The 20734-nt window shown below is 40.0% G+C and carries 12 protein-coding genes, 2 tRNA genes and 2 pseudogenes; 9 read left to right on the top strand and 7 right to left on the bottom strand.

Annotated elements, in window-relative coordinates; all coding sequences use genetic code 11:
• Nucleotides 1–565 (bottom strand): annotated as a pseudogene (locus tag H148_RS18565) (transposase); the annotation flags it as partial.
• A 192-nt stretch (nucleotides 566–757) separates the two neighbouring features.
• Here H148_RS18565 and H148_RS0102455 point away from each other — a divergent pair.
• From H148_RS0102455 to H148_RS0102445, 3 genes are all read left to right on the top strand, one after another.
• Nucleotides 758–2722: a DUF2779 domain-containing protein gene (locus H148_RS0102455; RefSeq protein WP_029033377.1), complete on the top strand. Its 1965-nt coding sequence runs from the start codon at nucleotides 758–760 to the stop codon at nucleotides 2720–2722.
• A gap of 101 nt (nucleotides 2723–2823) precedes the next feature.
• The gene (locus tag H148_RS0102450; protein WP_029033376.1) at nucleotides 2824–3102 is read left to right on the top strand and encodes a hypothetical protein; all 279 of its coding nucleotides are present in this window, start codon (nucleotides 2824–2826) and stop codon (nucleotides 3100–3102) included.
• A 199-nt stretch (nucleotides 3103–3301) separates the two neighbouring features.
• Nucleotides 3302–5113, top strand: a complete 1812-nt coding sequence (locus H148_RS0102445; RefSeq protein WP_029033375.1) for a leucine-rich repeat domain-containing protein — start codon at nucleotides 3302–3304, stop codon at nucleotides 5111–5113.
• A gap of 46 nt (nucleotides 5114–5159) precedes the next feature.
• On the opposite strand, the gene H148_RS0102440 is transcribed toward H148_RS0102445, so the two are convergent.
• A complete protein-coding gene (locus tag H148_RS0102440) occupies nucleotides 5160–5825 on the bottom strand; it encodes a class I SAM-dependent methyltransferase (protein ID WP_029033374.1) in 666 nt (221 codons plus the stop codon).
• A gap of 480 nt (nucleotides 5826–6305) precedes the next feature.
• Here H148_RS0102440 and H148_RS0102435 point away from each other — a divergent pair, with 480 nt between their 5' ends.
• Entirely contained in the window at nucleotides 6306–7421 is a 1116-nt protein-coding gene (locus H148_RS0102435) for a DUF2914 domain-containing protein (RefSeq protein ID WP_029033373.1), read from the top strand.
• Nucleotides 7422–7798: 377 nt separating this feature from the next.
• On the opposite strand, the gene H148_RS0102425 is transcribed toward H148_RS0102435, so the two are convergent.
• Both H148_RS0102425 and H148_RS0102420 read right to left on the bottom strand, forming a co-directional pair.
• Nucleotides 7799–9481 (bottom strand): AbgT family transporter, encoded by a 1683-nt coding sequence (locus tag H148_RS0102425; RefSeq protein ID WP_029033372.1) that lies wholly within the window; start codon nucleotides 9479–9481, stop codon nucleotides 7799–7801.
• Nucleotides 9482–9784: 303 nt separating this feature from the next.
• Nucleotides 9785–10000 carry a hypothetical protein gene (locus tag H148_RS0102420; protein ID WP_029033371.1) on the bottom strand — a complete coding sequence of 72 codons (216 nt, stop codon included), beginning with the start codon at nucleotides 9998–10000 and terminating at the stop codon, nucleotides 9785–9787.
• A 230-nt stretch (nucleotides 10001–10230) separates the two neighbouring features.
• On the opposite strand from H148_RS0102420, the gene H148_RS18240 reads away from it, so the two are divergent.
• The 3 genes and pseudogenes from H148_RS18240 (at nucleotide 10231) to H148_RS18235 (ending at nucleotide 16459) form a co-directional block, all read left to right on the top strand.
• Nucleotides 10231–14007: a MopE-related protein gene (locus H148_RS18240; RefSeq protein WP_029033370.1), complete on the top strand. Its 3777-nt coding sequence runs from the start codon at nucleotides 10231–10233 to the stop codon at nucleotides 14005–14007.
• Nucleotides 14008–14516: 509 nt separating this feature from the next.
• Nucleotides 14517–15541 (top strand): annotated as a pseudogene (locus H148_RS17065) (S8 family peptidase); the annotation flags it as partial.
• Nucleotides 15542–15601: 60 nt separating this feature from the next.
• Nucleotides 15602–16459, top strand: a complete 858-nt coding sequence (locus H148_RS18235) for a PKD domain-containing protein (protein WP_425414054.1) — start codon at nucleotides 15602–15604, stop codon at nucleotides 16457–16459.
• Nucleotides 16460–16636: 177 nt separating this feature from the next.
• Here H148_RS18235 and H148_RS0102395 read toward each other — a convergent pair.
• The 3 genes from H148_RS0102395 to mutS form a co-directional block, all read right to left on the bottom strand.
• Nucleotides 16637–16722, bottom strand: a tRNA-Leu gene (locus tag H148_RS0102395).
• Between the two features lie 46 nt (nucleotides 16723–16768).
• Nucleotides 16769–16841, bottom strand: a tRNA-Gly gene (locus H148_RS0102390).
• 120 nt (nucleotides 16842–16961) lie between these two features.
• Entirely contained in the window at nucleotides 16962–19547 is a 2586-nt protein-coding gene (gene mutS / locus H148_RS0102385) for a DNA mismatch repair protein MutS (RefSeq protein WP_051286138.1), read from the bottom strand.
• A gap of 219 nt (nucleotides 19548–19766) precedes the next feature.
• Here mutS and H148_RS0102380 point away from each other — a divergent pair, with 219 nt between their 5' ends.
• Both H148_RS0102380 and H148_RS0102375 read left to right on the top strand, forming a co-directional pair.
• Nucleotides 19767–20309, top strand: a complete 543-nt coding sequence (locus H148_RS0102380; protein WP_029033367.1) for an RNA methyltransferase — start codon at nucleotides 19767–19769, stop codon at nucleotides 20307–20309.
• Between the two features lie 168 nt (nucleotides 20310–20477).
• The coding region (locus H148_RS0102375) for a transposase (RefSeq protein ID WP_037324528.1) at nucleotides 20478–20734 on the top strand (257 nt) is incomplete at its 3' end.

Genomic DNA, 20734 nt, shown 5'->3' with positions numbered 1-20734 from the left:
CTTGCTGGTAATCTTTTCTTCACTTTACGCCTTAAGCTTAAGCCAAGGTTTTTATAAACACGATAAACTCTTTTATGGTTCCACGGCTTTCCTTCCTTACGCAGTCGCTCATAAGCCATCCAAAAGCCTTCCTCACTATACTGCTCTGCCTTTTGCTGTAAGGCTTCTTCTATGGGTTTATCATCTTTAGGGAGAGGAGTATAATAAAACACACTCTTGCTCATTTTTAAGACACGGCACGCCCTGCTTATACCGTAATGAGCAAGTTCTTTAGCTATGGTTCTCTTACGGCAAGGCTTTAGAGCTTTTTTTCGATAATCTCTTTAGCCATCTCATGATCTAGAGAAAGGGTGGCATACATTTGCTTGAGTCGACGATTCTCTTCCTCAAGTTCTTTGAGTCGCTTAAGCTCTTTACCATTCATTCCGCTAAAACGCTCTCGCCATTTGTAAAAAGCAGCGGTGCTTACACCATATTCACGACTGATCTCGGCAGCTGTTTTACCGTTATCGAATTCTTTGAGGATCTTAGAGATCTGCTGTGGAGAAAATTTACTTTTTTTCATACTGTTTAAAATTAAGAATTATTCTACTTTTAAACAGTTCGGTTTTAAGGGAAGCTTACACGGCGAGAAAAGCGGTTGGGTTTAGATAGCTAAAAGTGGACAGTGGAAGGAGGCAAAAATTTAGAGTTACGAAGTTAGAAGTACGAAAAATTAATTCAAAACTGTATTTTTAGAAACAATAAACCAAAGCTTTTGAACTCACCACGTTATCTTACCAAATCCCGATTTAAACTTGCGCTGGATTGTCCTACCAAACTGTATTACACCCGAAAACCGGAATATGAAAACAGCGCCGATACTGACAGCTTTTTAGAGCAGCTGGCGCAGGGAGGATTTCAGATAGAAGAACTGGCCCGAATGGAACATCCCGGCGGAATCGCTCTTCTGGGTGATGACTGGGATTACCGAAAGTTGGCAAATGAAACTCAAAAACTTCTCACCCGGGACGAGGTCACCATTTTTGAACCTGCCTTCTTGATCAACGGACTTTTTATTCGGGTTGATATACTTGTCAAAAAGGGCAAAAACGTACGTCTGCTTGAAGTTAAGGCAAAATCTGTTTCGGGTGACCGGCATGAGTCTTACATCAATTCCAAAGGTGATAAACTCAAAGGAGGTATGGACCTCTACCTGTACGACGTGGCTTTTCAGAAATATGTGATGCAGGCATGTCATCCCGAATGGCAGATCTCCTGCTTCCTGAAGCTGGTAAACAAAGATGCAGTCACTTCTGTCGACGGACTGCACCAGTGCTTTAAAGTAGTGGCAGACTCCGACCTTCGTACCGGAATAGAGAAGAAACCGGGACTCAAAAAAGACGACCTGGGTGGTTCCATTCTCTGTGAAATTAATATAGATGCTGAAGTAAATCTGATCATGGAGCAAAATCCGTTGCATGAATCGCTGAGTTTTGAAGAAGTGGTATGTCTGTACAGGGACCATTACCGGGACGATAAGAAAATTTTTCTGGGCATTGGTGGACATTGTAAGGCTTGTGAGTATAAAGCAGAAGAAGCTTCCGGAAAGAAAAGCGGATTCCACGACTGTTGGGCAGAGCAGTTACAGCTTTCGGTTGCTGAAATAGATGAACCAAAGATCTACGATGTGTGGTACAATCCGGCAAGAAAACTTTTGGAAGAGGGAAAATTCTTTATGAAGGAGATTTCCACTCAAGATTTTCCCGTAAAACCTGAAGCCGGCAAACTCAGCCGATCTGAACGCCAATGGTTGCAGATCGACAAAACAATTCAGAAAGATGAGACTCCGTATTTCGACCTTGAAAACCTGAAAGTAGAACTTGCTTCCTGGAAATTCCCTTTAAACTTCATTGATTTTGAAACCACTGCCGTTGCACTTCCTTTCTTTAAAGACATGCGTCCTTATGAGCAGCTTGCTTTCCAGTTTAGTCATCATATAGTTTATCAAGATGGCCGGGTGGAGCATTTCAGTGAATACCTGAATACCGGCCCCGGAGAATTTCCCAATTTTGATTTTATCCGTGCCCTAAAGCAGTCCCTGGAGAGCAATAACGGGAGTATCTTCAGGTATCACAATCATGAGAACACCATTGTGAATGTGATTTATGATCAGCTTCGGAATTCAGCGGAACCTGATAAAGAGGAGTTGATGGCCTTCATTGAAAGCATAAGTCATAATACGGGAAAAAATGCAAAAACGTGGAGCGGGGAACGGGATATGATTGATCTGCAAAAAACTGTGGTGAATTATTATTACGATCCCGTAACGGGTGGCTCCAATTCCATTAAAGCAGTGTTGCCCGCTGTATTGCAATCCAGCAGTTATCTTCAGGAGAAATATCAAAAGCCTTTAGCAGAAACCGGGGTGAGCAGCAGGAATTTTGATCCCGATCATGTCTTTCTGCGGTTTGAGAACGGAAAGGCAGTGAGTCCGTACAAAGCCTTGCCTCCTGTTTTTGAAAACTGGGACAGTGATAAATTAGAACAGATCACAGAAAGCATTCCCGAGATCGCCGATGGTGGTGCGGCATTATTCGCCTACCAGAAACTGCAATTCCCCGACCTCTCCGCTGAAGAAACAAAAGCCATAAATCAAGCGCTGCTTCGCTATTGCGAACTGGATACCCTGGCGATGGTGATGATCTATGAGTACTTTAGGGAGGTGTGTAATTCTCTTTAAGAGCCAAGAGCCAAGAATCAAGAATCATGACAATTTCCGACTCAAGCACCAAATTTCGACAAAAACAACTAATGACAAATCATAACCACTAAATAATAACAATGTCAAAAATTATCAATCTCAACGGAAATGCCGTTGAACTTTCAAAGTTAAAGTCGGTCTCTGTCAATGAGTATTATGACGTAGAACCCAAAACGAACCAGGTGAAGATCGAATTTAAAAGCAGGAAAGAATATGTCTTTAATCGGGGCACAGAGGAATGGGAATCTGAAATTTTTAATGATGTGCTGCTTGTGGATTATCCCGATGGACAGATAGCGATAGAAAATTACCTGCAGATCATGGAGCTCTGGGAAGAGGCGCTTCAGGAAAAAGCCTGAGATTTTTTAAAAACCTGATCCAACTCTTACTCAAAAAGAACGGTGTCAAAAATGTCATTTTTAACAGGTGATTGTAGCACCAAAGTTACCCGTCGATCCCCCGGTGAAGGGGATCCGGGGATATTTCTTTTTTTCTTAATTTTCAACAATTTCCGTGACAACTTATAAGTTTCGGAAAAGAGCCACCTCAAATCGAATCATGGAGAAAAAATACCTTTTATTAATTTGGCTTTCAGCCATTCTTTTTTCCTGCTCTTCCAGTGAACCAGAAACTTCAGCCCCCGAATCTGCCCTTCAGGAAAATGTTCTGGGGCAATGGGATTTTATCTATAATGAAGAAGAAGACTTTTTAATCACACGGATAAATAAAAATTTTTTAAAGCAGAAAGAAGATGACCCCGACTTTAAAATATTCACTCTGGTTTTCAGAAAAAACTTTGAGTACCACGTAATTCATAGTCAGGGGAAACATTCCGGCAGTTATGAGATCCTTGATCGGGGTACAATATCTCTTTCGGGGCTGGGTAATCTTGAGGATGTGCAGATTTCCGGGGGAGACATCAGTTCTAAACTTATTCTTAATGATGGCATAAAGGTTCCTTTTAATGGCAAATTCAGAAATGATTACAATGATGGAGGCTGTATCTCATTTCTTGAATGTTACAATGACCAGTACTGGCTTCGGAGATATATGCCTTATCCCGATGAGGATCCGAGTCTTGTATATTATGATTATCTCATTTTTACCAATGACCAATTGGGGATTTGGTGGAAAACTGTTGTTCTGAACCGGGAAACAGAGTGTATCATTTCAAATACCGATAACCTACTGAAAAATGCTCAGTTTACAATCCTGGCCCATTCTTCTAAATTATTGATCTTCCGAATAGACACTGCAGATGAAGCTTTTTTATATAAATATTTTCCTGATGAAAAGCCTAACCCGGACAGTTTGAACCTGCAAATTGTCAACCTCAAAAGTTCAGGCACTACGAATTACAGGTATGTTTCCCTGGAAAACGAAGATATCCCAGTTTTTGAAGACTATGCAGACTGCAACCCGGAGGAAGCCAGGATTTATGTGCCCGATGATGTTTTTGAGCAGAGCCTGATTAAATTAAATTTAGATGATGTGCTCGATGATTACGTCCTTAGATCAAATATCGAAGGAGTTACCGAACTGGATCTAAGCCTGCCTTTAGCTTCAGACATGGAAAAAATACAGGATCTTACGGGAATAGAAGCTTTTGTAAACCTGAAAAAACTGAATGTTGAAAATAACGCTTTGACGGAAGTTAATATTCTGACGCTTGCTGAATTAGAATGGTTAAACCTTAATAAAAATCAGTTAAGCTCTTTAGACTGTTCCGCTAATAAAAAACTCAATAGTTTAAAGGCTGAAGAAAATTTAATTGCTGAAATTGATATTTCCAATAGTTCCGACCTGTGGAACCTGGAACTAAGCAAGAATCGGCTGCAGCAAATTGATCTTTCCAACAATCCCGAAATCAATGATCTTATGCTGGGTAATAATAATTTATCTTCCATAGATCTCAGTCAGAATTTAAAACTTTGGGATCTAACCCTTAATGATAATGAATTGACTTCGCTAGATCTATCTAACCAAAAGGAATTATGGTTTCTGGGAGCATCAAATAATCAAATAACGGATATTGATCTTACAGGAGCCGAAGCTTTACAATTTCTTTCATTGAACCAAAATCAACTTTTAGAAATTGACCTCACCGGGTTAACGGCATTACAGGAAATTTATGTAAATAACAATAAATTAAAGCATCTTGTTTTAGAGAGAAAACCGGAAATGTATCAAATCTACGCAGAAAATAACGAACTCTCCAGCCTGGATGTTTCTTCGCTGGAGCACGATAACCTCCATATTCGGGTTCAGAACAATTCGCTTTCCTGCATTAAAGTGAATGCTGTACAGCTGGAGAATCATTCGAACTGGAGGTTTGATGAAAGCGTTGTGTTAGCCCTGGATTGTAAGTAAAAAGAATTTGCTAAACCTCTTTTGGCCATAACCGTAGTGCCATATTTTAATTTACCTTATATAAAATAGTTACCAAAACTCCTTTAAAACCGGGAGCCGGAACAGATAATAATTGTTTTTCTTCTTTGGCTTTAAAGTTAAACGGTGATGCGGAAAGCTTAACGCCACTTTGTTTTTTTAGTCTAATGCCCTGTCCGGAGATTATATCCTTATTGGGTTCAAAAACTCCTTCCGGTAGGTGCTCGGTAAGAATAACATACTTGAAATCGTATAACTTTTCTACCACACTTTTTATTTCCGCATTCGATAAATGTTGTAAAACCTGCCTTAGAATCGCGCAATCTCCCGAAGGCAGAACATCTGTTGCAATATCCAGGGCATGATATTCCAAATTATCTGCTTTGAATGCTTTTTTATTATGCGTTATAAGCTCTGGAACAATGTCTATTGCGATGTACTTTTTGCAGTACTTTACAAGTTCCTTCCCAATATTAAAATCCCCGCATCCCAGGTCGCAAACTACCGAAGGAGTTTTCAAATGTTTTAGAAAAGCAGATACTACAGCTATATATGGATTTACTGTTTCAGGATGATGGGAGCCTAAACCGGAGTAGAATTCAGATCCGTTACCACCCCACAAATTGTTTTCATAGATCTGCGCCATGGCATCTTTAGTAGGCCAGGGTTTCTTTATTTTTTTGTCTTTTGTCATTTAATGATAGTCAAAAAGGACATTGTTGAGAGGTGTTTTTTGCAAAGCACCAAATTACAAGTACCAAATTCCAAATATAAGTTTCTCCTGATCTTGAATTTGAATTCTAATTTGAAATTCCTTAGCCGTCAGTTCGAGTGATTTTTGCAGGAGCGGAGCGGATGAAAAAATTGTATCGAGAACAGAGGCGACATTGAAACTTTCGTCGTTCTCGATACAAATCTGTCCCTTCTACCGCAGGTCCAGATTCACTCGAACTGACGGAAGGAGAACCAGTGCTCCCACATTGATGAAAACACTCGAACTAACGGGAGCATTGAACTGATTAGAGGAGAGTCAAGAATGCTATGATTAATTTCATTGCGTTGAAATCTTCGATTAGATTCTAATTCCGCTTTTTTCACAAGCTCTCTGGGATTAAAGTCAAAGCAAATATCCGGATGAAGTTTTTACGCTAAATTTGGCGCTACTCAATACATTATGAGAAGAGCTTTAGTAAGATATAGAAAAAGTGCTTTTGGAAGGTATGTTATTCGCAATCAAAAGTACGCTCCCATTCTTTTTTTTATGGGTGGTTTCATTTTTGACACGTTGACCTTAGGGCGAATAGATCGTGTTTATGATACGGTGGTACTTTGCTCGCATATGACCTTATTATCCATAACGCTTTACTTATATAATACAGTGGATAATGACAAGTGGGAAGGTACGTTTATCAGACGTTATTCCGAATATTTCCCACTAATCATACAGTTTTTCTTTGGCGCACTTTCAAGTGCTTTTGTTATCTATTTTTTTAGAAGTGTGTCCATGTCAAAAACTTTGTTTTTTTTCATACTGCTGGTTCTTCTCTTATTTGCAAACGAGTTTCTTAAAAAGAAAATCTCCAATAAATACCTTCAGTTTGGTGTTTATTTTTTTATAAGTTTTACCTTTTTCGCCTTTATGATTCCCACGCTGATCAAGGAAATGAATACCTTTATTTTTATAATTTCGGGTCTTGTAAGTTTGGGGACCACGCTGGCACTCATCAGGTTTATTTACAGGTCAAGCCCAGGCACAAGAGCTGAGATAAGTCTAAAAAAACTGATCAGTCTTATCCTTTCTATCTATATAACAATTAATGTTTTTTACTATTTTAATCTTATTCCGCCGGTACCACTAGCTATGGAAACCGGGCTGGTGGCTCATGATATCAGGAAAAAAAATAATGAATACATTGTTACTTACGAGCAGAATCAATGGTTTGTATTTTGGCGTACACATGACATTAATTTTCATCGTAAGGCAGATCAAAGAGTTTATGTGTTCACTTCTGTTTTTGCACCTACAGATTTAAAAAAGTCCATCTTTCACAGGTGGAAATGGTATAATCCTGAAACAAGGAAATGGGAACTAACTGATGACATTGGTTTTGAAGTTGCCGGTGGGCGTGGTCGTGGTTTCCGTGGATATACCTATAAAAATAACCTTAGGGAAGGCCAATGGAAAGTTGAAGTAATTACAGAAGAGGAACTAATACTTGGTGTTGTGGATTTTGTGATTAAAAACACTTCTGAACCTCATGAAGAAGGAATGGTAAAGAAATCATTTTGACAACTGTTTCCTCAAAACTATTTTTTGTTACCCACCGCAAGTTCCGGAACTATGTCTACAGCGGTATACTTCCCGCTATACTTTACCAGTCCTTTCACTATATTAAAATCCCCGCAGCCCAAATCACAAACTGACGGAGGAGTTTCAAGATCTTTTAAAAAAGCAAATACTACAGCTATATATTTGGATTCACGGTTTCAGGATGATGTGAGCCTAACCCGGAAAAAAATTTGGATCTGTTACTACCCCACAAGTTGTTTTCATAGATCTGCGCCATGGCATCTTTGGTTGGCACGGCTTTTTTGTTTTTTTGTTTGTTGCCATTCCTATAATTTAAAGTCCGCATTAACAACAAATCAATGTAAGATCAAAGGGATTTACGATTGATCCATTAAGTAATAAGTGGGTGCGCCCGGCCCAACAGGTAATTCCAGGACAAAAACCCACAAATAGAAAAGTAGGAGCCAGCAAATATAAAAGAGGATACTATAAGGAAGCATCATGCTTATAATTGTTCCAATACCAATATTCCTTATATATTTTGCTGCAAAGGCGAGAATTAAACCAAAATAACTCATCATTGGAGTTATTATATTTGTGACCGAATCCCCAATTCTGTATGCTGCCTGTATGACTTCAGGACTGTATCCCGTCAACATAAGCATGGGCACAAAAATGGGTGCTGTAACAGCCCATTGTGCTGAGGAAGAGCCAAGCATTAGGTTTACCGTAGCCGAAACCGCAATGAAACCGATAAATACCTCAGGCCCGGTCATACCAACATGTTGGAGGAATTCTGCTCCCTTGACTGCGAAAATCTGTCCCAGGTTGCTCCAGCCAAAGAAAGCAACAAACTGAGCCGCAAAAAATACTATCACTATATACAGGCCTAGAGTGGACATGGCATTGGACATACCTTCTATGACACCTTTATCATCCTTCATTTCCCCTGTTACCCTGCCATAAACAAATCCGGGTATCAAAAAGAAAATAAAGATAAATGCAACAATACCTCTAAAAAAAGGGGAGTTTAATATTTCACCGGTTTCAGGGTTTCTCAATACCCCGTTTTCAGGAATAATTGTCAGCATCAATAAACCAATAATAGCCAACACCGCTATACCTGTTATTTTAAGCCCTTTGATTTCCACCGGTGTCAATGGAGCCATAATGGATTGGTCTGAAAGGTCTTCAGAAGCTTCCTTAGGATTATATGTTCCTAATTTTGGCTCTACAATATAAAGTGTCACAAAAGTGCCTACTATGGTAATCATAAAGGTACTTATGATCATAAAGTACCAGTTTACAGCGGCGTGAACCAGATAATCAGGATCGATAAGATTTGCTGCTTCTTGTGTTAGTCCTGCCAGTAATGGATCTATAGTTCCTATTAATAAATTGGCACTATAACCACCAGAAACACAGGCAAAAGCACAGGCAAGACCCGCAAGTGGATGTCTTCCCATGGAATAAAATATCACCGCAGCAAGCGGAACCAATACGACGTACCCCATCTCTGAAGCAGTGTTGGAAATAACTGCGGCAAAACAAATTGCAATGGTTACCAGGTTTTTTGGATTAAGAATAAAATTTAAGGGTTTAACTATTATTGAAACAGATCCTTTACCGTTGCCTATAGGCTTGAATGATGCTGCTTTCAATACCATTCCTCTTATACAGGCACTTATTAAACCCGATCGTTCTGCAACCCCAACTCCCAGTAATGCCACTAAAACTACACCCAGTGGAGCAAATGAGGTGAAATTAGTCACAAGATTGGATACAATCCTTCTTAAACCTTCACCATTCAATAAACTTACCGGTTCTATTATACCGCCGGGAGCCCTCCCGGCTGCTCCTTCAGGACGTGGATCTATTGCTGTCCAACCCAGCCAATCTGCCAGACCACTTAACAAAATCACACCAAATGCAAAAATTGCAAATAGGGTTACCGGATGGGGCAATAAATTTCCCATCCATTCTACAAAATCTAAAAAACGTGTAAAAAAATTCTTTTTTGGTTTCCCTTCTGGTTGAGCCGGAGAAGTAGTATCTGACATATTTACTTTAGAAATTATATTCTTAAACTTTAAAAATAATACAAACCAATTATTATAGTTTGAATGATAATTAAAGCGGCTAATATAGCAATAGTTAACCTATTAAGAAGTTGTACCCTAATATCCAAGTATTCCCTTTTTTGGATCTTTTAATAAATTAAGCTTATTAAAATTGTTCTGTTTTAATGGTGGGTGCAAGAAAGAATTATAATAATCAAAAGGCCCTGAATCAACCAATAAACAGGGCTTAAAGTTTTATTTTTCTGGAATATATAACCAGAAAAAGTGAACCCCAAAGTTTATCTATAAGTTTCGCGAATTGTTCTGAACCTTAATATAGAAATGCTCATGCTCCAGTGAAGACATATCCAGGCTTGAGAGTTCGTTATTTTCTGCGTAAATGAGATACATTTCCGGTTTTTCTCCGAAAACAAGATGATTCAGGTGATTGTGACTGGCATAAATTTCCTGGAGGGCATTCAACCCGGTGAGGTCAATTTCGGAAAGTTGTTTTTTCAATTGTTTATTATATTTCTCCTAAATCTGTTACCTAATCTATTTTTTAGCTGACATAAAAGATCGAAAATACCACAAAAATACTTTAACATTTATTTGTTATAATTCCAAGCCTATTTCTTAATACTTTTTAATTAGCTTTATCAAGTGACTGATTAGAAGACTCCTACATGCTAATTTAGCACATCCCCAAGGGTTCCCCCTCTTAATGTGTATTAACATCAAATTAATATATGATGAAAAACTACTACCGTTTTTTCCGGGACTCCGCATGTAAGAAATTCTTAGGAGCCGCTTTAATGTTTTGTGGATATCAATTCCAGGCCCAAACTGACTACATTGTAACTACCACAGCCGATGCAGGTTCGGGTAGCTTGCGGGAGGCGATAGCATCAGCAAATTCTGATACGGCTAAGGACAATATCTATTTTCAAATTTCCGGAGAAGGCCCTCACCGAATTTCACTTCAATCACCTCTTCCTGAAATTACAGAAATAATTGTTTTAGATGGAACTACTCAAGTAGGTTATTCTTGGGAAACACCCCAGATCATAATTGACGGCAATCAATTAGAAGCCAATGGATTTGTACTTACTGGAAATTCTTCAGGAAGTACAATCAAAGGTTTTGTTATTGGAAATTTTATTGATAACAATTATTATTTCTCAGGTGCTGGAGTTGGAATTTTAGCAAAAAATTCCGGCGGTCATACTTTTTCAGGAAATTTTATTGGAGTCACCCCAGATGGGCAAAGCAAAGCGGGTAATGGGAAGGGAATATTTCTGTTGAACAGCTCCGATAACGTCATAGGAGGTCAAGACGCAAATGATCGAAATATAATATCTGGAAATACATCAAACGGAATTTTTTTAGATGGATATGATTCCTCAGTAGTCGAAAGAAACTCAATATTTGGCAACTATATAGGAACAAATATAACTGGAACCCAGAGCTTAAGTAATGGCAGAAATGGAATAGAGCTTCGGGATTCCAACCACAATCAAATAGGCGGTTCTGAATTAAGCATGAGAAATTTAATTTCAGGAAACTATAGATCAGGAATATATCTAATAGGACATTATAATAAGATTCAAGGTAATTATATCGGAATAAGTCTTAACAACTCTGCTCTTGGCAATGGAAGCGAGGGAATTACTATACCAGAAAATTACCCATTATCTACAGAAAATCTGATCGGAGGAGGTGTTGATGGAGTTAAAAACATTATTTCTGGGAATCAGGCAGCTGGAGTATCAGAAGATGGTGAAGGAACCAAAATACTTGGAAATTTTATTGGCCTTGGTATTAACGGATTTAATTTTATTTCAAATGGAGTTGCGGGCATTTCTGTAACTGGACAAAATTATGTGGTTGGAGGAACAGGACCCTTTGAAAGAAACGTTGTTGCAAATGAAAGTTGGTATGTCATCAACGTATCTGGAACAAACGGTAAAATTCAAGGTAATTTTTTAGGAACAGATGCCTCTGGGAAGATGTTGTCTCCTGAATCTTCTCAAACTATTTATGCTTATTCTGAAGGTTCAGTCTTAATTGAGGGAAATCTCATTGCGGGAGGGGGGTACGCAGATATCCATATAATGTACGGTCAAAATTATGAGATCTACAATAATACCATTGGGTTCAAAGAATCCCAAAGAGATATTGCTGCAGTTATTTTTGAAGGTGGGCAAGGAAATAAATTTGGAGGTAGTGAAAACGGAATGGGAAATATCATTAGAGGTGGGGGGGCTGGAATTCTAATACAAGAATTTTTTTATGGAGACCCTGCACAAGTAGAAATCTCTGGTAATCAAATTTATGACACAGGTGGTATAGGAATTGATATTGTACCTCAATATGGAATTAATGTCAACGATGCTGGTGATGCAGATGAAGGACCAAACCGCTTTCAGAATTACCCAGTTCTTTCTGAAGGTGCTGCTTTGGAAGGAGGTGAGATAGTTCTAAGCTATTTTGTTGATTCTGCACCTGGCAATTCGACCTATCCGATCCAGGTTGAATTCTTTATTGAAGCAGGAGCAAGACAAGCGAAAGAATATCTTTTTTATGATTTATTTACAGAAGCCGATTATAATGCTGGAGTACCAAAAGAAATATCTGTTCCTTTACCTACAGGAAGCAGTTTTATTGTAGGAGATTTCATTTTATCCACTGCCACAGATGCAGGAGGAAATACCTCTGAATTCAGTGCTTCTGTAGAAGTGACAGGCACCTGCTCCGGTCCGGTTGCGGTTTGCAAAGATCCTTTCACTCTTGAATTGGGTGCTGATGGAACTGCAAGCTTAACAGTTGAAGATGTGGATAATGGAAGTACGACAAGCTGTGGATTCCAATCCATGTCCATAGACAAAACTGAATTTAACTGTGAGGATATAGGAGATCAGCTAGTAACCTTAACAGTAACAGATATAAATAATTTCACCGTTACCTGTACTACTACAGTAACCATCCAGGATAAAATTCTGCCTGAACTAACTGCAGTGTTAGATAAGGAAGTTGGTGTAGATGAAAACTGTCATTTCGTAATTCCAGATTATACTGGTGAAACAATAGCGACAGATAATTGTTCCACTCCAACATTAACACAAGCACCCGCTGTTGGAACAGTGCTGACCAACCATAATACCACACAACTCATCACCCTCACAGCTGATGACGGGAATGGAAATATCAACTCAACCAGCTTTACAATTACTCTTAAAGACAAAACAAAACCAGAATTGTCTTCAATTGCCGATAAAGAAGCAACGTTGGATCAAAACTGTAGTTTTTCAATTCCAAATTATCTTCCTGAGGTCACAGTTACAGATAATTGCTCAACTCCAATACTGGTTCAAACTCCAGAGGCAGGATTCGAAGTTTCAGGAAACGGCACTGTTCAGGAAATCGTAATTACAGCAAATGACGGAAATGAAAACAGCAGCAGTACATCCTTTAATCTTATTTTAAAGGATGGTACAGATCCCTCGATTTCTTCTATTCAAGATCAGACTTTAATTGCAGATGAAAACTGTCAGGCTGCTTTAGGTGATTATTCTTCTTTGGTCACAGTTTCAGATAACTGCGATGCAGACCTCACGATAACTCAAGATCCTATCGCAGAAACAGTTATAAGCAACGAAACACTTGTTACATTAACCGTAACAGATGGTGCTCAAAATAATGCTTCTACTTCTTTTACTGTTTCACTTGAAGGTGGCTCTACCACTACATATTATGTAGATAGTGATGGTGATGGTTATGGAGTTGATGATCCTCAAACCAATGTAGAATCTTGCATAGAACCTGAATCCGGTTATTCCACTTTAGCTGGAGATTGCAACGATAGTGATAGAACCGTCCATCCTGGAGCCTTTGATATTCGGGGAGATACCATAGACCAAGATTGTGATGGTATGGATCAACCACTAGACTGTATAGGGACAGACAGGTTAGATATTACACAGGTATGTCCTGAAAATTCCACAGTGGAAACTTGGGTAATCAGTAATCCGAGTACCTGTACGTTACAAGTACGTTGGGAAGTAAAAAATAGCAGCTTATCAGACGACATAATTGTAAACCCGGGAGAAACTCAGTTCAATACTCCATTGACTAATACTAACAAAACAATGTTGATCATCTATTGGAATGATAAAAACGGTAGAGAGAAAAGAAGCAACATTGTTTCTAAAGGCACTGAATGTACATCTACAGGTTCATTTACTGAGTCACAATCTTTCTCAGATGAAATAGAAGGAATGGTGTATCCAAACCCTATTGCAGATAATGGTTTCTGGATAAGCTTCCCTCCCGAGGTTGGAGGACAAAAATTCCAGGCAGCCATTTACACCATGAATGGAGAATTATTAATACAACAGAATTTTAACGTTCCATCTGAAGGCGGAGATCTGTTTTGGAACTTCACTCATAATTCATGGCCGCAAGGACTATACCCTCTACTCCTTTTAGGAGAAACACAACAATATAAAATTACGCTGATTAAATAAATTAAGTTACTTAAAAAAGGAGGCAGACTTACCCAGCCTGCCTCCTTTTCTTTGGAATATAACATTATGATTTCCCTCTCCACACTCCACTACTCAGAGTTTTTTCCTTCTCTATCCTGTACAGTTTTTATCCAAAATAACCTGATTATTATCTGACATTCAAAGTGTTAAAAAATTTGAGAGCCTATTTTTTTCAAATATATTTATCACAATTAACTGTGGTACCCGTAGCTCTCGTGTGGAATTGAATTTAAAATTTTATATAAATCCACCCTATCCACAGTTCAAAATCCCCTCCAAAATAGTTTCCTGCTGCCGGGCATCCGGGGGTATCTTACTGTAACACGCAAAATTTAATTATATGGAGATTTTAAACTTTTACCGCATTCTCCCCAAACTCGTTTTTCTTTTACTATTCAGTTTGATTTTATCCTGTAGTGAGGAACCAATAGAAGTTGCCGAGGAGCTGGATCTGAAAGCTTCTATTCCGGACTCGAAGGCAAATTCCGGTGTTATTAAAGATCAATACATTGTACTCTTATTCGAAAAAGCCGGCAAAAAAAGATTCCCGTGCAGATGCTGCATTGGAAGCTTTGACCAAAGAAGTTGGGAATATGCCTAAGGCAAGAATAAAGGGAACATACAGATTTGCATTGACGGGTTTTGTGGCACAGCTTACCCCGGCACAGGCAGAAAAATTAATAAATGATCCAAGGGTTGTTTCTGTAATAGCAGACAGATATGTACAACTTGAGGAGATTGAAGAAACTGTTGTGGCGGTTCAGGATTACCCAATTTATGGATTGGACAGAATAGACCAACGGGACCAGCTAATGGACAGGGCTTATTCCTACACCTCTGCGGGTACTGGTGTAACTGCCTATATTATTGATACCGGAATAAGAAGTACCCACAGTGAATTTAATGGAAGGGTTACTTTAGGTTATGATTTTGTGCTGGCATATCCCGACGAAAATGATGTACTAAATTCCTCTGATCCGGGGGAAGACTGTCATGGTCATGGAACGCATGTTGCCGGAACTGTGGGCGGGATGACTTATGGAGTAGCTAAAGATGTAAATCTGGTAAATCTGCGTGTTTTTGGATGTACAGATGGATCTCCATATTCCCGCATAATTCACGCAGTGGACTGGGTTACAGCAAATGCAGTAAAACCTGCTGTTGTCAATATGAGCCTTGGAGATCCGGTTGCAGACCTGGAGGTATTGGCTGATGAGGCAGTTCAAAATTCAATAGCCTCTGGCGTTACTTATGCTATTGCGGGGGGAATTCTTCAATGAACGCCTGTGGCTTCAGTCCCGCGAGGGTTCCGGAAGCCATAACAGTAGGGGCAAGTAATATTGAAAATAATATAGCCTTCTGGTCCAATTACGGAGAATGCATGGATCTTTATGCTCCGGGGGTTTATATCCTTTCTGCAGGAATTGCAGATGATACTTCCACCAGGTATATGAGCGGTACCTCAATGGCAGCACCACATGTTGCAGGAATAGCAGCTCTTTATCTTTCACATAATCCTCAGGCTACCCCGGCAGAGGTGCATCAGGCTGTTGTTTCAAATGCTACTCCCAATATGATTTCTGGTGTTCCTTCAGGCACTTCAAATCTTGCCTACAGCCATTGGGGCCCCATCAACTTTACAGCTCCCGCGCCACCAGATCTTGCTTTCAGTGCTATTTCTTCCAAAATACGCGGAAGGTACCAAGTTGATTTGTCCTGGAATACTCCGACCAGCAGTAAGGTCAGGATTTATCGCGATGGAAATATTATTTTTGAACCGGGTAACAGTATCTCTTCCTACGTCGATCATTTGGACAATGTCCGGGATGCAACTTTTGTTTATAAGGTTTGTGAAGTACTATATCAAAATTGTTCTGAAAAGGTTATTATAATCGGGAATGGAGGAGATACTTCAGAGCCTGGGAATTCCTCACCAATTGCTGATTTCTCTTTTTCAGCAAACCTTTTAGATGTTCAATTTACCGATTTAAGTACAGACAGCGATGGAAGTATCGCCAGCTGGAACTGGAATTTTGGTGACGGCACTTCATCTTCTTTACAGCATCCCCTGAAATCTTACGGCCAGGCAGGTACTTATGAGGTTTCTTTAAATGTCACAGATGATCTTGGGGTTAGTCAAAGTGTTACTAAAAGTATTTCTGTTTCAGGAGAAATTACAGCTCCCCCAGATTTACAGCTAACAGCAGTCGGCTCGAAGGTAAAAGGGATGTGGCAAACAAAGCTGTCCTGGAATCTTACCGATACAGCTAACCAAATTGACATATACAGAGATGGAGAATTCTTGACCACAGTAGCCGATGCCGGTAGCTTTACCGATAAAACCTCTTTTAAAGGTAGTGGTAGTCTTACATATAAGATTTGTGAATCCGGTACAACAATATGCTCTAACAGCGTTACGGCTCAATTCTAATATTTGATCAGTATTCTCTGAGTGCTTATCCATATAAGGATGCTTTTTTTAAGGCATCCTTTTACTGGTAAAACTAGGGAAGAAAATTTTCAGGGATTGGAAAGAAAAAATGCGGGGAAAACAAACCGTTATAAACCAAAAAACCCTTGAAAATCAATAGATTAACAAGGGTTTCAGTACTCGGAGCGGGACTTGAACCCGCACGGGAATTTCTTCCCATTGGATTTTAAGTCCAACGTGTCTACCAATTCCACCATCCGAGCGGATAAAAAATAAAAACCCGGATAAACCGGGACTTATTTTCTCCAGAGCGAAAAACGGGATTCGAACCCGCGACCTCCACCTTGGCAAGGTGGCGCTCTACCAACTGAGCTATTTTCGCATTTTTAAAGAACTTCTCCCCTCGCGAGGAGTATTGCGGTGCAAATTTAATACATTTCTGAAACTGGCAAAGATTTTTTTTATTAAAAACCACCTCTTTCCTCTCCCTTTTGTTAACCCTTTAAACCCCCGCCTGTTGCCTGTTGCCAAGCATGCGTTTGATCTCGTTTAGCTTCATCAAAGCCTCTACGGGAGTAAGTGTATTGATATCAAGATGAAGGATCTCCTCCTTAAGTTCTTCCAGAAGGGGATCATCCAAATTGAAAAAACTGAGCTGCATATCGTCTTCAGCCGACTTTCTTACAGCACCCGATTTCTCTTTCATGCCGTGGGAATCTTCCAGTTTCTTCAGGATCTTGTTTGCCCTTCGCAAAACCTGCTGAGGCATCCCTGCCATGCGCGCCACGTGAATTCCAAAACTATGTTCACTGCCTCCCGGCACCAGCTTTCTCAGGAAAAGCACATTATCCTTGAGCTCCTTTACCGAAACATTGAAGTTCTTAATCCGGCCAAAAGTATTGCCCATATCGTTCAGTTCATGGTAATGGGTTGCGAAAAGGGTTTTTGCTTTGGCAGGATGTTCATGCAGGTATTCTGTGATCGCCCAGGCAATTGAAATTCCGTCATAAGTGCTGGTTCCCCTGCCAATTTCATCGAGCAGGACCAGGCTTCTTTCCGAAAGGTTGTTAAGAATGCTTGCCGTCTCATTCATTTCTACCATGAAAGTGGATTCTCCCATTGAAATATTATCGCTTGCCCCTACCCTCGTAAAGATCTTATCTACCAAACCAATTCGAACCGCTTCGGCAGGCACAAAGCTTCCCATTTGCGCCATCAAAACTATAAGAGCGGTTTGTCTTAGAATGGCCGACTTACCACTCATGTTGGGTCCTGTGATCATAATGATCTGCTGGGTTTCCCTGTCCAGGTAAACATCATTGGAAACATAGGATTCCGAAAGAGGCAGCTGCTTTTCAATAACCGGATGCCGTCCATTGGTGATCTCCAGTTCAAAGGAATCGTCAATTTTGGGCTTGCAGTAGTTTTCAGATATTGCCTGTTGAGCAAAGGAACACAAACAATCCAGCTGACCTATAATCACGGCATTTTGCTGCACCGGCTGAATGTAATCTCCAATCCAGGTTACCAGTTTTGCAAATATCTCCTGCTCCAGTTGCAGAATCTTTTCTTCGGCGCCAAGGATCTTTGCCTCGTACTCCTTAAGCTCCTGGGTAATGTACCTTTCCGCATTGACCAGAGTTTGTTTTCTCACCCAATCCTGCGGCACCTTATCTTTATGAGCATTACGCACCTCAATATAATATCCAAAGACATTATTACTACCTATTTTTAAGGAAGTAATTCCCGTTGCGATACTCTCCCGCTCCAGAAGTTTATCTAAATAATCCTTGCCCGAAAATGCTATTTTTCGCAGCTCATCCAGCTCTTCGGAAAAACCTTCGGCAACAGTATTTCCCTTCTGAATATTCACCGGCGCATCTTCGAAAAGGGTTTCCTTAATTTTATTCCGAAGCAGATCACAACCCTGAAGGTTCTCCCCCATTATCTTTAAAGCCTCTTCGTCTGAAGAAGTTGCAAGGGCCTTCACCGGAATAACAGCTTCTAAAGAATTTTTCAGCTGAATCACCTCACGCGGACATACCTTACCAGCGGCCACCTTAGAGATCAACCGTTCCAGGTCGCTTATCTTCTTGACATGACTCCTTATTTTCTGAAGTGTCTCCGGCTGTTCCACCAGGTGCGCAACTACCTTGTGACGCTTCTTTATTTTTTCAGCATTTTTGAGAGGTAAGGCAAGCCAGCGTTTCAGCATCCTTCCGCCCATTGGGGAAATAGTATTATCAATGACATCGAGCAGGGTAATTGCATTTTGAGCAGTGGAAGTGTAAAGCTCTAGGTTGCGGATCGTAAACCGGTCCATCCATACATACTCTTCTTCAGCGATACGGGTAATACCTGTGATGTGTTGCAGGCGGTGATGTTGTGTCTCTCCAAGATAATAAAGAACTGCACCTGCTGCAATTATTCCCTCCTCCAGCTGCTCGACTCCAAATCCTTTTAGAGATTTTGTTTTAAAATGTGTATTCAGGTTTTCATAGGCATAATCATGCTTAAAAATCCAGTCCTCAAGAAAGAAAACATGATGATCCTGTCCAAAGTTGTTGAAGAATTCCTTTTTCTTCTGCTTTGGAACCAACACCTCGCTGGGGCTAAAATTTTGCAGCAGCTTATCGATATATTCCACAGAACCTTCGGCGGTAAGGAATTCGCCCGTAGAAACATCAAGAAAAGATATTCCCAAAGACCTTTTTCCGAAGTGAACTGCGCATAAAAAATTATTCGTCTTGCTTTGAAGCACCTCATCATTCATTGATACTCCGGGAGTCACGAGCTCGGTCACTCCACGCTTCACGATCTTTTTAGTAAGTTTTGGATCTTCCAGCTGGTCACAGATTGCCACTCTTTGCCCTGCTTTGACAAGTTTTGGCAAATAAGTATTTAAAGAGTGGTGTGGGAACCCGGCCAGTTCACTGCGTTCACTACCATTGTTCCGGTTGGTAAGTACAATATTTAAAATTCGTGCAGCTTTAACGGCGTCCTCCCCAAAAGTCTCATAAAAATCGCCCACCCTGAACAGCAACATCGCATCGGGATATTTCTTCTTGATGCTGTTGTACTGCTGCATTAAAGGGGTAACCTTCTTCTCTGATTTTCCTGACACTGTGCTCAAATTTTTGCTGAGAGCTAAAATATAGATTCTCTTCCTTTAAAGGTAATCTTCCCCTTTCTCATTTTCAAACTTTTATCCACAACCTGTCAACTATTTATTTTCCCGGGAAATATATTCTTTCACTCAGTTATTACTCTCTTCTGAAAGTGCTCCTTAATTTTTTATTTTTGCTCCATGGAAAACCGAAAGCTAAAAAATAGCGAACTTATAAGAAAATCTACTGAAGAATTTAAGTCGGCCGAAAAGACGCCGCTCATCGTTATTTTAGACAATGTGAGGAGCCTGAACAACGTAGGCTCGATTTTCAGGACATCTGATGCTTTTCTAATCGAAAAGATCTACCTCTGCGGAATTACTGCCACTCCGCCACATAAAGACATTCATAAAACAGCCCTTGGCGCAACCGAAACTGTAGCCTGGGAATATATTGAAGACGCCCTTGAGCTGGTTAAAAAGCTTCAGGAGGAAAATGTCCAAGTCTATGCAGTAGAACAGGCTGAAGATTCCACATTTCTGAATGCCTTTACCCCTCAAAAAGGGCAAAAATGTGCTTTGGTTTTCGGAAACGAAGTGAAAGGAGTGCAGCAAAAGGTGGTCTCAGCCAGCGACGGCGTCCTCGAAATTCCGCAACTTGGCAGCAAGCATTCTCTTAATATTGCTGTAAGTGCAGGCGTGGTGTTGTGGGATGTATTTTCGAAAATGAAAGCTCTTGAATAGTGTTCAGTGGTCGGTGCTCAGTGTTCAGGATGACGAATAATTCTGCGCAGATCTGCGAAATCAGCGGGAAACCTGAAGAAGTTAGAAGCCGAAAATCTGGAAATCTGAATCTCTGTCGGGTACTGAAATAAGTTGACCGTTTTACGGAGTTTTAAACAACTCAGTATTATGGCAAATCTACAAGATTTTTCCAAAGAAGCTTCTAATCGAGTAAATCGTTATTTTAGTGAAAGCTTTAAGCGTAAAAAAGTTCAAGAGATTGAAAAGAATATTTCCACTGTTGCCGAGATTTGCAGGGAATATGAAGTGTCTACAACGGCAGTTTATAAATGGTTATATAAATATTCTCGCAATCGCAAACGTGGTGTAAAACAAGTTGTAGAACTTATGAGCGATACCCATAAATTAAAAGATCTAAAAGCCAG

This window comes from Salinimicrobium terrae DSM 17865, assembly GCF_000424665.1.
In the GTDB taxonomy this organism is placed as follows: domain Bacteria; phylum Bacteroidota; class Bacteroidia; order Flavobacteriales; family Flavobacteriaceae; genus Salinimicrobium; species Salinimicrobium terrae.
Note: the sequence above shows the minus strand (reverse complement) of the source record. Positions and strands in the feature narration are given on the sequence as shown.